This is a genomic window from Corynebacterium sp. UBA4397 (genome assembly GCF_002390965.1).
GTDB lineage: Bacteria > Actinomycetota > Actinomycetes > Mycobacteriales > Mycobacteriaceae > Corynebacterium > Corynebacterium flavescens.
Map to the genome: position 1 here is coordinate 129,097 of NZ_DGRD01000008.1, position 213 is coordinate 129,309.

Annotated in this window: 1 pseudogene; it reads left to right on the plus strand. The window is 62.9% G+C overall.

The features are described 5' to 3' along the window. Positions 1 to 213 (plus strand): annotated as a pseudogene (locus B2696_RS02575) (HNH endonuclease); the annotation flags it as partial.

Here is a 213-nt window from a genome sequence, read left to right on the forward strand (position 1 = left end):
GTATTGCGAGCGCGCACTGCTGCGCCAGCACCCCAATGGGCTGGCTACCTTGACTGTGACCGGCAATGGGTTGGATATGGCAGATGCTTTCCGGACCATCGACCAACAGCATCCGGGCGAGAGTTTTATCGCCCGCATGCTCGGGAAGGCAGGCGCGACCCCGGCTGCGCGTACTCGGGTGACGACCATGGCAGTCCTCCCGTTGGAGGACTA